We start from the raw sequence: 12,754 nt of genomic DNA, 5'->3' as shown, positions 1-12,754 counted from the left end.
AAAGGTTTTGACTTTGTTTTTAACAGCTTCAAAATAATCTGCATGTAACTTTAATCTGTGTATCGCCATTTTTTCTCTTTTCTAAAATAAAAATACGAGCTTCGACACTCGCATTTCTCTAAAATTTCTATTTTTTATAAGGGTACAAACTTTGACATTTGCACCCCTTGAAATAAAAAAGACCTAAATCTAATCTTCATCTTCATTATCAAATAAATTTAGTCCATGCGTTCTATCAATTTCTTCTAAGTTACTTTGTAATTCGTTACCAGACATAGCCATTAACAAATTATCAATAAACTCTTTTTTTCCTATTTCTTCCACAATTTTATCAGCGATTTCATAAAGTTTATTTTTTCCAAGTCTCATCTTTTATATTAGTCCTTTCCATTTTTCATCACTTGCCACTTTTTATCAAAAGTTCGATTTGTTAAGCGCTGATTGACTAAATCATTAAGTCTATTTTCAAGACTTTCAGTATCTAGTTTCATCAATTCCCTAACAAAGTTATCCCGTAATTTTTGACAAAGTTTTGATATTTTTTCATCATACAAGCTAACTTGATATTTGAGTTCCTTTTCCCTATCTCTAGGGGGAAGTCTCTTATATTGATTATAGATAGCTAACTCAGTACGAGTTAGGTTATATACCGCTTTATAGCGACCAACCAAAATAGAGATACGAGTTCTTGATTCCTTAAATTGTGGTAAATCTTTGTGATTTTGCCAAATGTACATATCAGGTATTAAATCTACCAGTTTTCTTAATTCATCATCATTATAAATTTTATTCATGATATAAAATGACCACCCATTTTTTCCTACTGTTTGTTAAGCGTCAAGAATATCATTGAGACTTTGTGCAACAGTGCGTGCGCCGTTCATAGCCTTATTGTATGAAAATACAAGACCACTAACTTTTTTAAGTGTGCCTAGCAAGGCTTCTCTTACCAAAATACTAATTTCGCCGTCTTCAGTACGTTTAACCATATTTTCTAACCTCTTGTAACTTGAATTGACCTCTTTTAAGTTGCCTCCTTCAAGTTGTTCGGTAACGGTTTTCGCAAGTTCACGGATTTTCTTTTCTGTTTCTGATACTGTTTTAGCCATAATATGTTAGCTCCTTTTCGTTTGTAAAATTTCTTAAATACCCCAAACCCAAACTATCATGTATAAAATTTAAAATTGCCATCATCAATCACGATAAACAGTAGCACCGTAATTTTTCATCAAATCGTTTTCTTCTGACATTAAATACTGTTCTTGTAAAACCTCCAGTTGTTTCTGCATACTTTCTGTTACCTCGCCTACCTGTAAAATATCTTCAAGAAAATTTCTGTTCATAATTCTATCAACTTCTTTTACAAATGCTAGAGAGTTTGACACTTGATAATATAGCCAACGAACGGTTTTCATGACATCATAAGGCTCAGGTTCAACACTCAATTTTAAATAGTCTGCATTACCAAACAAGCGATACCATTTTTTGTCAGGGATATAAGACCCCCATTTTTCGTCAATACCTTCATATACGCTTAAACGTTCATTGATGATACCTCTGACAATATCGCCTAAATCTTGACCCTCAATAATTTTAAGTACCAAAGGGTGTGCTTTCCCGTTACCAAATCGGACTTCATACCGATTATAAATGTTGTAAACTTCGAGAGCTTCCTCCACAGTCAATTTTTCTTTTTTAGCAATTTCAAATCGCTTTTCGTAAAAATTAAATCGCATAGAGGATTGAGGAGAACCAAAATAAATTGACACCCCTTTATCATCTGGAGCGTCAAAATTTTCATTATTGATAATACCACCACCGAAGTGGTCCCATCTTCTAAACTGTTTTGTTTTGACAAAACCAGTTGTCATTTTAGCAATCATATCAGGAATATGGAAATGTTCAGAAACTCTATCATAACCGAGATATAAATCATCTAAAGCAATATCAAGTCTTGTGACATTCAAATCTTCATGAAAATAAAAAACGTGTTGTAACCACGTTTGCCAAGTCAAGCCTAGATTTTCAAAAATCAACTCTATTTCACGGCAACCATGACCCGAAAGCTGCAAAGTGATATTATGATTACCACGTTCGTTAGCGTCAAAATAATGGAATATCCAAATGTTGCCATTGCGCAGAGAACTATTATAGCCGTAGAGACCTGTTTCATGAGAGGTAAAATTGGAATATGGCATATAAAGGCATTCTTCTATGAAAAACTTTAAGTCTTTGACAGACTTAAAAGTGACACGCAAGTAGTCAATCATCATTCGCAAAGGATTGTCGTTTTCCTCATTCAGTCCTAAACGTTTTTTGATTGACCTAAACTTATCAGCTGTCAACTCATTTCTACCTGTTTCAAGTTTTTTGATAGTACTTAAACCAAAACCAGTTTTTTCAGCTAATTCTTTTTGTGTCATTCTCAAATTTTTACGAAATTCTTTTAATTTATAGCCATTCATCTCCTATATTTCCTATCTTTTAAAGGTTCCCTAAAAAGTGGTAAAAAGTTCTCTTTTTCAAAACTTGTCAAACCTTGGTACATATAGCCTGAGAGGTACTCAAACTTGCGTTTTGGGTAATTGTTCCCCCCCTGTTTAGAACACGGGGGTAACAATTTTGGATTGTGGGCAAAGCCCACAATCCAAGCGCTATGCCTACGGCACAGAGACGCACGGTTTCGCTTACGCTACACCGTGCTTGCCTACCATAGCGCTTGTGAATTAGTCTAGTCAAATATTTCTGAAACGGACTCAGAAAAACTAATTTTCTTCTGTTCCTTATTCGAGATGATTTCACTAAATACCTTTCTATCATTATCCCCATAAACATAGTGTCCTTGATCGTTCTTGTCAAAATAAACATCATGACTGGCTAAGTCCTCAGTGATACGCTGTATTGTCGTTTCACTTACCTCTAACCCTTTGGCAAGTTCCGAACGTGTATAAACAGTTTCTTTGACATATTCAAGCGGTTTAGGTGCAGGTACATTTACTACCTCAGTCGTGTCAATGACATCATATTCATCTAATGGAATAACTTCCAACTTGGCATATTCTTCAAAGAAATCAAATCCTTCATCAAATGGTACAAAAGGTGCATAAAATTCTTCGATAATTTCCCCAAAGTTGCCAATATAGCCACGACCTCTTACTGGTTCGCCATCAATTTGTTTAATCGTTTTAAATTCTTTGTTGTTTGCTTCTTGTCCGAAAGCATTAGCATAACCATATTGTGACAGAACACCAACGGTAATACGTTTCATAAGTTGGTCTCTCACAGCTAATGGTATAGCGTCTGCACCAGCCTTTTGTAAAGCTAAAATCAGAAATACACCTGCTTGTCGTCCTTTTTGTGCAATTTGTTGTAGTGCCATTTCATAATCATCAAAGAGTGTACTACCACGCATACCACCCAGTTCGCTAACAAGTGCTGAGACTTCATCAATGATAATGAAAGTAGGACACATACCGTAATCGGCATAGTCTTTACCCATCTTACTATCTTCATCATTATTCATATAGTCATAGCGTTTTTTCATGACTTCCCAAGCATTTATGACACATTTTACAATATCGTCTGTTTCATAATAGACTTGTGACTTAAAAACATCAAATTTTACTAGGTTAGATAAATCAGAATGTTTAGGGTCACAAATATAAAGATTACCAAATTTTGCTAAAGATAAAATAAGTGTAAATAATAAAACGGACTTACCACCACCAGTACCACCAGAAATCATCAAATGAGGTTCTTTTCTAAAGTCCCAAAATACTGTTTTCATTAACTGCAAGCCTTGTGGTGTGACTTTAACATCTAAAACAGAAATACGCCCCAAGTGTTTTTGAAACGCTATTGTGTAGATAATAAAGCCATTCAGTTGTTGCCTATCCATCAAATCGCCCGAAAAAGTTGTTTCTAACTCAGCACCGATTTTCAAAAATCGTTGTTCACTTTTCGTACCTTGTAACTCAAATGAAATTTGAACACTATGCTTGTTTTGGCGCAAATAGGCTTTTTCAAACTCGATTTTTTCGCCTTTTTCTCGTTTTTTAACAGTATAAAAGTTAGAATTAAACATTTTACGCCTTAAAAAATATAGCGAACGTAGTCGAGTAAAAAAAGTGACCTTTTTTTCAAGTTTTATTTCTAAGATATAGAAGCCTATGGTAATTAAAGTAAGAATAAGCAAAGTAACAGGTGCTTTAACCAGATAATCAGTTGAATAAAAAACCGTCAAAAATGACAGCTTAAAGAAAATGAAAAAACCTGACATCATCATGACAGGTAAAAGGAGTAGAGAGGTCATGACTAGCCGTTGATTTTTATACCAGTTTCTAACCCTAAACCCTTGATAAGTCCATATAGACCTAAAAAACTTTTTCATAAGCTACCCCATTATTTTTTATCGTCAGACTTTGTGTCCTTAGATTGTGATGTCGGTGGAGTAGGAGCTTGATTTTTATTTGTTTCAGCTTTTGAAACACCGTCAGCAAAGAAAATATAGCCGTTATTGTTTCTATTCCCATTTTGTGGAATGGCATAGTAACAAACATGAACACCACTCAATTTAACAGTATCATTGAACTTGATACCAAGTGCTTCAAAGTCAGCAAGAGAAACACCTACAACAGAAAATTTTAAGATTTCTGATTGAGTTGTACTGAGTAAATCAAGCACAATACCTAAAATTTCGCCAGTACTCTTTCGTGGACGAGAGCCGTCAGGATTTTGTGGTTTATCCATATCATCTTCAAAAGCAAACAATGGATTGACTTCACGTAAAGTCAATTTACCAAGCAATTCATCAATTTTCAGACAGTCAGTAATATCCGTATAGGATTTGCCCAAGTGTTCTTTTTTCTCAAATTTTAGTCCGATTGCCATTAGTTAGTTCCTCCTACAATTTCAATATTTTCTGCATAAACGTTAAGCGCTGGTGCAATACTCATACCATGGATAAATTCAGGGTTAAAAATAGGGTTGATAATTTTAACTACTGAACCGACTGGAATAGGTTGTTTCAGGTTTTTGGTAATAACCATATACGACCCATTTTTAGCGTCAGCGAGCAAATGTCGTTGATAGCTGCCTTGATTACCAAACACCGTTTTTGGTACTCTATCAGTGCTTAAACCGTCATAGATAACATCTTTCAAATAGTTATCTTTCATCTTAAATAATTCATGTTTCATTTTTTGAAATCTCCTCTAATTTTTAATCAAAAACAAAAACTGGAAGCACAGTATTTTGATTAGTTTAACTTCACAGCATTACACAGTTTAGAGACTTGTTCAGGTCAATACAATCAATATTTTACTTATTTACGTCCTCCCATTGTTTAACCCAAGAATCAAAAATATAATTGAATATAAACGAAAATTCATCATCTTTGATAGGTTCTGGTTTAAAACCATTTATTACTTTGACCTGATTATCTACTTCCTGCCACCTCCTCTTTTTCTCTGCACCACGAAAGACTGGTTTTATACCCTCCTTTAGTTCTTCAACATTGAGAGCTTCAATTTCTTTCTTACTCATAACTTCAATTTTTCTATTCTTCATCAGTAACCATTTTCTATAAAACTAACCTCTCATATTTTTATTAATGCGACTATCTGGAGTTGAACCAGTTACATCATTTGAATCGAAAACACGTTGCCATATTTTACAAATGTAATCATTCCATTAATGATTAGTCGCTAAAAAAAGACTAGATTTCTCTAGTCAAACTATATTATTCAATTCCTGTAATAATATATAAGATTTCTTACTGTCAAAACAGCATTTATAAACCAAAAAAGACATGCGATATTAGCTTCAGCAACAAAACACGCCATTCCTGCCCCTAACTGAGCAACTAAAAGTGACCAATATAATCTTCTTATATCTGTCTTATTCATCTATTTCCTTTCTAGCTTTTTTACTCATAGCCCAACTATAATCAGCAAACATCTTTTTTTCTATTTTAGATAAATTACTGTTAAAATCTCTTAGTCTTGAGAACCATTTTTTATAATTTGAATTAGCATACTGATATTCTTCTGTTTCCCTAATTTTATCTGGAACTAAACCGTTAGGATAGGAGGGGAATTTATTTAATTCTGCACTCCAAAAATCAACTTGCGATTCAATTTTCATTTTCTCATTATATTTTTCAAAATCAATATTAGTCATTCTAAACCTCTTTTCAAATAAAAAAAGACTAGATTTCTCTAGTCACTCTATTCAACATTAAATTTATTAATAAGAAAACGTCTAAATCTATTCCAATCATCTTTACTCAGATTTCCAATCACTTTGAATACAAACTTATTGGAAAGTATATAATATTCAGAAGTATCAATCCAAGATGGCTTATCTAAATTTGCTTCTCCCCAATCTTTTATTTCAAAATAGGCTTTTTGATAATAAGCTGATTTTTCTTTAAACTTAGAAGTAATTTGATAAACATAAACTTCTTCGTTATTTACAGATAAAACAATAGCAGGGCGTTTTTTACCGCCACTGCCATTTTGATATTCTACATAAGCAAGAACAATTTCTCTTTCCTCAATCCTCAAAGAATTTCCTCATACTTTCATTGTCATCAGGAGAAACTCTTATACCTTTTGAGTTAGAGAAAATATTTTCTTTTATTTTTTCCCACTCCATTTTTTCATCACTCCTTTTCACTTCGAATGGTAAACCATTTTCTATCAATGATTTTTTCATGAATACAGTAAACATAGCAGATACTGGCATTCCCAAGTCTTTTGATAGTTTATCAAAATCAGACTTAAGTTGTTCATCTACCTTAAAACTCAATACTTTAGACGACATATAAACTACCTCCTACCTAAATTATACTACTATAACATGAATAAATCAATTTTTACAGATTATATTTATCTGCTCTAAACTACTTATAAGAAGAAATTGGGAGAGAAACTTATAAGCAGTTTACAACAGACAATGTTGTCTATTGTGCCATTATTTTAATAACGACTAACCGAAATGTGATATAATTTATCTATCGACAAATGGTGGCTCATCTAAGAATCAAGCGTAAAACTAAATTTAAGTAATAAAAAGTAGCTAAAAATGAATGAAATAACATGATAAAAATCACCAACATCATATAGGTAATCACACTTCTATTGTAGAAAGGAATTTATCATGAAAAATTCAAAACATCTATTTCAAAAAAACTTAAAGAAAATATTATGACTAGCATAGATTTTCTTCAAAACGAGGACTTTTTTGGTTTTTGTCTCGTAATCGAAAATCAAGCCTACAAAACTTCTCATTATATAAAATCAAAATATAAACATAATCTAAATTACGATATATACAAAACGTCAGGAAAACTCCGCCAAGAGTATCTAAAAGACTATAAAGACATTATTGATAATAAAGAATGGAAGCATAGTAATCTGCAAAATATTCTAAAAATAATAATTGAAAATGAAACAAAAATAGCTTTTAATTAAAACAAACTCAATTTACCTATTGTCGACAGAAAAAGTCACGCATTTGCGGCTTTTTTTAGTTTAAAGTCATTTCGGACAAAAATCAATTTATCTGCTGTAAACTACTTATAAAGGAAAATAGGTATTGGAGAACTTAACAGCTTTATGAGCAGTTTACAACAGACAAAAATGTCTATTGCATTTTCACAGGAAACAAGCACATTCAAGTATGATGTTCATTGACAATTATTTTCTTTATCACTAAAGAAACAAACACCAAATAATAATTCGGCTCATTGATAATTGTTTTCCTGATTTAATAGAAACAAGCACGCTCATGAAAGTATGTCGCTCAGCAATCTGCTTTCTATCGGAAAATAAAAAATATCAGCATATACTGATACTATATATTTGGTGTTACATTTTTAATCATTATCTTTTAAATTAAAACATATGCTAAAGATAACCATTTATAGGCTCAGTACTTTCATACTCCATTGCCTAATTAAAGCATATGTTTTTCAATCACTAAGGGTAGCTACTGTATCGTCCAGCATATCCTAAGTTGAGACCTCTTGTTTCCTCTTTGGGTTGTCTAAGGTCTAGTGTTTTTATACCGAGTTCTCACAATTTGCTTGTGAGTTTACTTGTTAAGTTCGCTTACTCGTGGTGGCTAGTATAAATTATCTTATACAGATTACTGAAATTTTCTACTTATCGTGATATAATAATAGTGTCTAGGTATTACTATAAGTACATAAGCCTGAAAATTAAGTAATGGTTCACTCCGTTATTCTCTTTTCAATGGTCTATTATGTTCTTGAAACATTTGGCTATTTATTGTAAAATAAGTAGCCTTTTGTTTCAAGAGTTTTAACAACGTTTTTGTTGTTAAGTATATAATACAACCTTTTCGTTGTTTCGTCAAGCGTTTTTTTCAAAAAAATCATAAATATTTTCAAGGAGAAACTAAAATGTTATCTGAAAGACTGAAAACACTGCGTTCAGAAGCCAAATTGACCCAAAAAGAAATTGCAGAGAAACTTGAAATTTCTCAACAATTTTATGCAAAATGGGAAAGCAATAAATCTAAGCCTGCTAGTAAAAATTTAAATAAACTAGCTGACTTTTTCAATGTTTCAGTTGATTATCTTCTAGGCAATACTGATGAAAAAAATCCTTCAAAATTTGATGATGATATTGACCTATATGAAATCATAGATAATGGTCGAGGATTTAATGGTAAAGAACCGACTGATGAAGAACGAGAAGAAATGAAACGAGTGCTTCAGGAGTATCTCGAAAATCTATGATTGAAAAGGTTAAACGAAAAGCACATAAATTGGGTGCAATAATTTTGTACTGCAATATCCCTAAACAATTAGCTCGTCTTACTTACTATGGAGATAAGCCATATATTTTCGTTCATTCTAAACTATCCGAAGAACGACAAGTACAAGTTATCTTACATGAATTAGAACACATTGAACGTGGCGACATTGATAATTGCACATATAACGTGACTTTTTCAGCTAAAAGCAAAATTGAACATGAAACAGATTTCAATAGTTTACTTGAATGGTTTGACCTTGTTCAAATTGAAGAAGAAATTCCTGAAAATTTGAATTATGTACAATATGCAGAATGTCTTGGATTTTCTCATAACATTGAATTGGTTCGTGAAGTCATAGAGTATAAATTGAACAGCAAAAATAAATTTTTTTAAGCACAAGTATGTTTTTTGAATATAAAATAAAGTCTACCAATTTCTACTGGTGGACTTTATTTTTTATTCAATTAATGATTTAAAATCTTTCTGAGAGATATTCAATTCTTCAAAAAGTTTTGGTGCAACTTTATTCAAGTGTTTGAACAAAAGATTTTGCCAATTATTTCTAAGTATAATTTTTTTATTCTCGAATAATTCTTTTTTCAAAGGTCTAGAAATTTTTTGAACCGTACTATAAATAATGAACTCATTTACATCAAACTTCTCTACTGAAATATAATAATCTTTACTAACACCAACAGGTAATTTCCCGTCTTTTGCATAGTGTTTGCATTGAATAGCAACTTTATGCCCGTCTCTCTCAACGATTAAATCAGTTCCATAATCCGATAGCCTTTTTTTATGAGCTTCTATTCCATTATAAATCACATCATAACCACTTAGTTCATAAATTTTACCAATAAATAATTCAAAGTCTTTCCCTTTATTATCCGTCCATTCTTTACTATTCCTTTTCCCCTCATAATCACGTTCGTAAATTTCATTCACAAAATTTTTAATGGCTTGTTTTGGGTTCGTATGGTACAGCTCAAAATCTGAAAATACTTTTTTATAGATTATTGATTCGTTTTCTGTTTTAGAATTATTTGTAGCATTTTCTGGTGTATTTTTAACCATTTCCATTTTTTTAAGTTCATATTTCAATTCTCCAATAGTCATGCTATGTCTTGTAATTATTGAATTAAGTTCCTTGTTTCTGTTTTTGAGAAACTCTATCTCATCTAAAAGTTTTTTATTTTCAGATGATTTTTGGTTGTTGTAAACTTTATCTTCCACTTTTTTTGATGTGTTTTTAGAAACAGTCGAATTTTTATTATGATTTTTATTTTCCAAATATAGGTAATAAACTAAAGCGAAAAGAACGCATATACCTAATAAAGTCCAAATTATTATTCCTATTTTTGAAGTAAACATAGAGAAAATCCTTTTTCTATTAAAATATAGGGCTACTAACAAAATCAGCAAAAATATATACCAATATTCAATAGCATACTTGATAATGAATGAAAATATAATAAGGGCTAATATTAAACTTATAATTGTTCCTAACATAATTATCAAAAAATTTCCTTTTTTCTTTATATTATAACACATTATAAATATATATAATATTTCAGGATAAATTTGAATATAAAGTAAAATCTACCAATTTTAAAACTGATAGACTTTATTTTTTATTCAACTAAGCAATGGTGTGAACTTTTAGTATTAGTTAGCTCAATTCATGTATTTTTAGGGCAAAATTCACACCATTCAGATGATATTAGTTGAAATTAGATAAAATTATGATTATGAAAAACTCTCGAAAAGCGCACCATTAAAGCATTTTGAAATTTATGAAAATAGATGCTTTTCAAAGCTGGTCTCAAAAAAGCCCGTAAAGCAAGTCAATTCTCTAAACGTTAATCAGAATCGCTCTGTATCAACGTTCATCGCTGTTTTTGGTGCAATTTGGCTTGTTAAGTCAGTTATACCAAGGGGTTACAGGAACACGATTTATGCTGATAAAGAATTCAAAAAATCTAAAGCATCCGCATCTTGCTGGTGCTTTTTTTTCTGGCATTAAAGTCAAATAGTAATTTTGTGTCGTTTGAATATTGGAGTGTCCTAAGCGTTGAGAAATGTAATCAATCGAGATTTTTTCACTTGAAAACAAAAAGGAGGCATGTGTATCACGCAAACCGTGAAAGGTAGTTTTTGACAATCCTAGACGGTCGAGTAATTGAGCTAATTTTTTAGATTGATGGAAATCGTCAGGATCAAAAATATAGCCATTTTCTTTAGGTTTGACAGTCTTTAAAAGCTCCATTACATCTTGATTTATGGTAATTTTTCTACGTGATTTTTTAGTTTTTAATTCAGTATCATCTGAAGTTGGACTAATAGATTCACGAATTAAAATAGCATTGTCTTCGATATATTCAGGACGTAATCCTAATAATTCGCCACGGCGTGCCCCTGTTTCTAAAGCTAGAAGTGTCATGATTTCGAATTCATTTTTATGTGCACGGATTAAATATTGCCTTAAAATTTTCATTTCTGTAATTGATAAGGCTACATTTTTCTTTTCAGCTTCCTTACCACGAGTTTTTACAAGTGTTCCAAAATAGGTAGCTAAAAGTCCGTGACCATAAGCATAGTGTAGAGCGGTTCTAATTTTCAGCAAGACTTCTTGTGTTGTTTTACGAGAATGATTTTCTGCATATTCATCAATTTTAGATTGAACGAGCAGATCATTAAGTTCAGAAATTTTTGTGTTAAGAAATAGTCGCTTAACGACTGGGATAACGTGCTGATAATTCTGATAAGTTGTTTCTCGGACATCATTTTTTTAACGGTTTTTACCCAATTTTCAAAGTAGTTTGCGAAAGTTTGGTTTCGTTTGTAAAGGTCAATTCCGATATTTTTGGCGAGCTCATTTTCTAGTGCCCATTTTTTAGCATCCTCCTTATCATCAAATGATTTTGTGATTCTGGCGTTATTGCCATGTTTTGAGGTGGAAACAGTGACACGCCACTTTTTTCCACGTTTTGTTATTTGTGCCATAATATTCAGCTTTCTAATTAAAAAAGTTGATAGTAGGCAAATGAATACAAGATTATTGTAATCAATTTTTACAAAACTATCAACTTTTCTTTTAATTTACATAGTGAGATTGAATATATTTTTTGAGTTCATCAATCGTGAAACGTTCTTGACTACCAATCATAAATCTTTTTAAAGAAGTATATGGACGGATGTACCGATCAAAAGATTTAGGGTCAATGCCTATGAATCTTGATGCTTGTTCTCGATTAAGTAAATAAGGATATTCTTGTTTCATGATTCTCCTTCACTTATTCTTATTATTTTTTCCATTTGTATTGAATCGCCTAGAATCTAAGTAAATCTTGAAAAAGTAACTTTTATCAAATATATAGCCCAATAAATTGGGATATTCATCAGCGATATAATCCGTAAAACTTGAAAATTCGGTTATTCCTGATTGTCGCATGATGGCAAAAACTTTGTTCAATAAGTCTGTATTATTTTCTGCTAAAAATTTTTCAAGTTCGAATCCGCATCCCGACTCAATATCTTCAATATTATAAGGTGTTTTATCAGGATTTTATGCATGAATAAAATAATCAAACATTTCCTTTGGACTCGTTACAATTTCAACATGAGCAGGCGCATGGAGCTTATCAGTCAATAAAGTCGAAACTTGGGAATAGCTTTTGAGCGTTTCAAAGAATAAAGCCCCATGCTTATGAGCCTTTTTGAACTCGCCTGTGTTTTTGTTCACATCTTTGTCATGCCAAGGGCTGAGGATAAAGGGAACGTGTATATCTTCCAGTGCTTCCAGATAATTTTTAGGGGTGCTTTCCTTGTAGAGCAAGAATGCCCATTTATTTGACCGTTTTTCTTTTTTTGTGTCATATGACTTCCTCCGCTTATCAGGACGTTTTTTTATAAATTTCAGAATTCTGATTATTGATTATTGATTATTGAATGAATGGGGGGCGTAGTA

The 12,754-nt window shown here is 31.8% G+C and carries 17 protein-coding genes and 2 pseudogenes; 3 read left to right on the top strand and 16 right to left on the bottom strand.

What is annotated here, in order from left to right:
* Positions 1 to 189: 189 nt before the first annotated feature.
* The 12 genes from ACYQ21_RS01015 to ACYQ21_RS00960 all read right to left on the bottom strand — a co-directional run bounded on the left by ACYQ21_RS01015 (position 190) and on the right by ACYQ21_RS00960 (position 6,825).
* Positions 190 to 369: a hypothetical protein gene (locus ACYQ21_RS01015; RefSeq protein WP_460054228.1), complete on the bottom strand. Its 180-nt coding sequence runs from the start codon at positions 367 to 369 to the stop codon at positions 190 to 192.
* Between the two features lie 8 nt (positions 370 to 377).
* Positions 378 to 794, bottom strand: a complete 417-nt coding sequence (locus ACYQ21_RS01010; RefSeq protein WP_460054227.1) for a hypothetical protein — start codon at positions 792 to 794, stop codon at positions 378 to 380.
* A gap of 36 nt (positions 795 to 830) precedes the next feature.
* The gene (locus tag ACYQ21_RS01005; protein WP_460054225.1) at positions 831 to 1,109 is read right to left on the bottom strand and encodes a hypothetical protein; all 279 of its coding nucleotides are present in this window, start codon (positions 1,107 to 1,109) and stop codon (positions 831 to 833) included.
* A gap of 84 nt (positions 1,110 to 1,193) precedes the next feature.
* Positions 1,194 to 2,465, bottom strand: coding sequence for a replication initiation factor domain-containing protein (locus tag ACYQ21_RS01000; RefSeq protein ID WP_460054224.1), 1,272 nt, complete (start codon positions 2,463 to 2,465; stop codon positions 1,194 to 1,196).
* A gap of 266 nt (positions 2,466 to 2,731) precedes the next feature.
* Entirely contained in the window at positions 2,732 to 4,084 is a 1,353-nt protein-coding gene (locus ACYQ21_RS00995) for an FtsK/SpoIIIE domain-containing protein (protein WP_460054222.1), read from the bottom strand.
* Positions 4,085 to 4,401: 317 nt separating this feature from the next.
* A complete protein-coding gene (locus ACYQ21_RS00990) occupies positions 4,402 to 4,890 on the bottom strand; it encodes a hypothetical protein (RefSeq protein WP_460054221.1) in 489 nt (162 codons plus the stop codon).
* Positions 4,890 to 5,198, bottom strand: coding sequence for a cytoplasmic protein (locus ACYQ21_RS00985; protein ID WP_460054219.1), 309 nt, complete (start codon positions 5,196 to 5,198; stop codon positions 4,890 to 4,892). Before ACYQ21_RS00985 ends, ACYQ21_RS00990 begins: the two co-directional genes overlap by 1 nt.
* Positions 5,199 to 5,319: 121 nt before the next feature.
* A complete protein-coding gene (locus ACYQ21_RS00980; RefSeq protein ID WP_460054218.1) occupies positions 5,320 to 5,568 on the bottom strand; it encodes a hypothetical protein in 249 nt (82 codons plus the stop codon).
* A gap of 176 nt (positions 5,569 to 5,744) precedes the next feature.
* Entirely contained in the window at positions 5,745 to 5,906 is a 162-nt protein-coding gene (locus ACYQ21_RS00975) for a hypothetical protein (RefSeq protein WP_460054216.1), read from the bottom strand.
* Positions 5,899 to 6,180, bottom strand: coding sequence for a hypothetical protein (locus ACYQ21_RS00970; RefSeq protein ID WP_460054215.1), 282 nt, complete (start codon positions 6,178 to 6,180; stop codon positions 5,899 to 5,901). Before ACYQ21_RS00970 ends, ACYQ21_RS00975 begins: the two co-directional genes overlap by 8 nt.
* Positions 6,181 to 6,227: 47 nt before the next feature.
* Entirely contained in the window at positions 6,228 to 6,566 is a 339-nt protein-coding gene (locus ACYQ21_RS00965; RefSeq protein WP_460054214.1) for a type II toxin-antitoxin system PemK/MazF family toxin, read from the bottom strand.
* Positions 6,556 to 6,825, bottom strand: a complete 270-nt coding sequence (locus ACYQ21_RS00960; RefSeq protein ID WP_460054212.1) for a type II toxin-antitoxin system RelB/DinJ family antitoxin — start codon at positions 6,823 to 6,825, stop codon at positions 6,556 to 6,558. The genes ACYQ21_RS00965 and ACYQ21_RS00960 overlap by 11 nt, the downstream gene beginning before the upstream one ends.
* Before the next feature lie 383 nt (positions 6,826 to 7,208).
* On the opposite strand from ACYQ21_RS00960, the gene ACYQ21_RS00955 reads away from it, so the two are divergent.
* The 3 genes from ACYQ21_RS00955 (at position 7,209) to ACYQ21_RS00945 (ending at position 9,180) form a co-directional block, all read left to right on the top strand.
* Entirely contained in the window at positions 7,209 to 7,475 is a 267-nt protein-coding gene (locus ACYQ21_RS00955) for a hypothetical protein (RefSeq protein WP_460054211.1), read from the top strand.
* Between the two features lie 953 nt (positions 7,476 to 8,428).
* Positions 8,429 to 8,767 carry a helix-turn-helix domain-containing protein gene (locus ACYQ21_RS00950; RefSeq protein WP_460054210.1) on the top strand — a complete coding sequence of 113 codons (339 nt, stop codon included), beginning with the start codon at positions 8,429 to 8,431 and terminating at the stop codon, positions 8,765 to 8,767.
* A complete protein-coding gene (locus ACYQ21_RS00945; protein WP_460054208.1) occupies positions 8,764 to 9,180 on the top strand; it encodes an ImmA/IrrE family metallo-endopeptidase in 417 nt (138 codons plus the stop codon). Before ACYQ21_RS00950 ends, ACYQ21_RS00945 begins: the two co-directional genes overlap by 4 nt.
* A gap of 63 nt (positions 9,181 to 9,243) precedes the next feature.
* On the opposite strand, the gene ACYQ21_RS00940 is transcribed toward ACYQ21_RS00945, so the two are convergent.
* From ACYQ21_RS00940 to ACYQ21_RS00925, 4 genes and pseudogenes are all read right to left on the bottom strand, one after another.
* Positions 9,244 to 10,296 (bottom strand): restriction endonuclease, encoded by a 1,053-nt coding sequence (locus tag ACYQ21_RS00940; protein ID WP_460054207.1) that lies wholly within the window; start codon positions 10,294 to 10,296, stop codon positions 9,244 to 9,246.
* A gap of 444 nt (positions 10,297 to 10,740) precedes the next feature.
* Positions 10,741 to 11,790: pseudogene (locus ACYQ21_RS00935) on the bottom strand (site-specific integrase).
* 91 nt (positions 11,791 to 11,881) lie between these two features.
* Complete coding sequence (locus ACYQ21_RS00930; protein ID WP_460054205.1) at positions 11,882 to 12,067, bottom strand: DNA-binding protein; 186 nt, start codon at positions 12,065 to 12,067, stop codon at positions 11,882 to 11,884.
* Positions 12,068 to 12,076: 9 nt separating this feature from the next.
* Positions 12,077 to 12,697, bottom strand: a pseudogene (locus ACYQ21_RS00925) (replication protein).
* Positions 12,698 to 12,754: the final 57 nt, after the last annotated feature.

Source organism: Pseudolactococcus yaeyamensis, assembly GCF_054658615.1.
Note: the sequence above shows the minus strand (reverse complement) of the source record. Positions and strands in the feature narration are given on the sequence as shown.

What these genes read in the sequence shown, in the direction of transcription:
- ACYQ21_RS01015 (WP_460054228.1), bottom strand. Translation starts at nt 369, where the DNA reads ATGAGACTTGGAAAAAATAAACTTTATGAAATCGCTGATAAAATTGTG.
- ACYQ21_RS01010 (WP_460054227.1), bottom strand. Translation starts at nt 794, where the DNA reads ATGAATAAAATTTATAATGATGATGAATTAAGAAAACTGGTAGATTTA.
- ACYQ21_RS01005 (WP_460054225.1), bottom strand. Translation starts at nt 1,109, where the DNA reads ATGGCTAAAACAGTATCAGAAACAGAAAAGAAAATCCGTGAACTTGCG.
- ACYQ21_RS01000 (WP_460054224.1), bottom strand. Translation starts at nt 2,465, where the DNA reads ATGAATGGCTATAAATTAAAAGAATTTCGTAAAAATTTGAGAATGACA.
- ACYQ21_RS00995 (WP_460054222.1), bottom strand. Translation starts at nt 4,084, where the DNA reads ATGTTTAATTCTAACTTTTATACTGTTAAAAAACGAGAAAAAGGCGAA.
- ACYQ21_RS00990 (WP_460054221.1), bottom strand. Translation starts at nt 4,890, where the DNA reads ATGGCAATCGGACTAAAATTTGAGAAAAAAGAACACTTGGGCAAATCC.
- ACYQ21_RS00985 (WP_460054219.1), bottom strand. Translation starts at nt 5,198, where the DNA reads ATGAAACATGAATTATTTAAGATGAAAGATAACTATTTGAAAGATGTT.
- ACYQ21_RS00980 (WP_460054218.1), bottom strand. Translation starts at nt 5,568, where the DNA reads ATGAAGAATAGAAAAATTGAAGTTATGAGTAAGAAAGAAATTGAAGCT.
- ACYQ21_RS00975 (WP_460054216.1), bottom strand. Translation starts at nt 5,906, where the DNA reads ATGAATAAGACAGATATAAGAAGATTATATTGGTCACTTTTAGTTGCT.
- ACYQ21_RS00970 (WP_460054215.1), bottom strand. Translation starts at nt 6,180, where the DNA reads ATGACTAATATTGATTTTGAAAAATATAATGAGAAAATGAAAATTGAA.
- ACYQ21_RS00960 (WP_460054212.1), bottom strand. Translation starts at nt 6,825, where the DNA reads ATGTCGTCTAAAGTATTGAGTTTTAAGGTAGATGAACAACTTAAGTCT.
- ACYQ21_RS00955 (WP_460054211.1), top strand. Translation starts at nt 7,209, where the DNA reads ATGACTAGCATAGATTTTCTTCAAAACGAGGACTTTTTTGGTTTTTGT.
- ACYQ21_RS00950 (WP_460054210.1), top strand. Translation starts at nt 8,429, where the DNA reads ATGTTATCTGAAAGACTGAAAACACTGCGTTCAGAAGCCAAATTGACC.
- ACYQ21_RS00945 (WP_460054208.1), top strand. Translation starts at nt 8,764, where the DNA reads ATGATTGAAAAGGTTAAACGAAAAGCACATAAATTGGGTGCAATAATT.
- ACYQ21_RS00940 (WP_460054207.1), bottom strand. Translation starts at nt 10,296, where the DNA reads ATGTTAGGAACAATTATAAGTTTAATATTAGCCCTTATTATATTTTCA.
- ACYQ21_RS00930 (WP_460054205.1), bottom strand. Translation starts at nt 12,067, where the DNA reads ATGAAACAAGAATATCCTTATTTACTTAATCGAGAACAAGCATCAAGA.